This is a genomic window from Streptomyces sp. NRRL S-920, assembly GCF_000717945.1.
Lineage (GTDB): Bacteria > Actinomycetota > Actinomycetes > Streptomycetales > Streptomycetaceae > Streptomyces > Streptomyces alboniger.
In genome coordinates, this window is record NZ_JODF01000159.1 from 1 (window position 1) to 556 (window position 556).

Here is a 556-nt window from a genome sequence, read left to right on the forward strand (position 1 = left end):
CGACGCCGTAACCATCACCGCAACCGACGAAACCGGCACCCCCGTCGCCACCGCGGACTCCCTCGTACTCCGCGCCATCACCACCGACCAACTCACCGCAGGCACCGAGAACTACAACGACTCGCTGTTCAGCATCGAGTGGCGCGAGCTGCCGCTGTCTGCCGCCGAGTCCAAGTCCTACGCCGTACTGGGTCGGGCGACCTCCTTCACGGACGGGCCGACATTCCCGGGCCTGGCTGAGCTGGCTGCCGCCGACGTCATCCCGCAGGTCGTCTTTGTTCCTCTGGCGGCCTACGACGACATCGACGCGGCCGCCGCAGCCCACCAGGCCACCCACCACACCCTGGCCCTGGTCCAGGAGTGGCTGGCCCAGGACCGCTTCGCCGACTCCCGTCTCGTCTTCGTCACACGCGGCGCCATCGCCGCCGGACCCGACGACGCTGTCACCGACCTGGCCAACGCACCCGTGTGGGGCCTGGTACGCGCAGCCCAGTCTGAGAACCCCGACCGGTTCCTCCTCCTCGACACCGATGACGTGTCGCCCGAACTAGGCGCG

The 556-nt window shown here is 69.1% G+C and carries 1 protein-coding gene; it reads left to right on the top strand.

Features of this window, described 5'->3' with window-relative positions; genetic code table 11:
• Positions 1–556 (top strand): SpnB-like Rossmann fold domain-containing protein (locus tag IG54_RS38955; protein ID WP_037898484.1); only part of this gene is annotated, 556 nt, incomplete at both ends.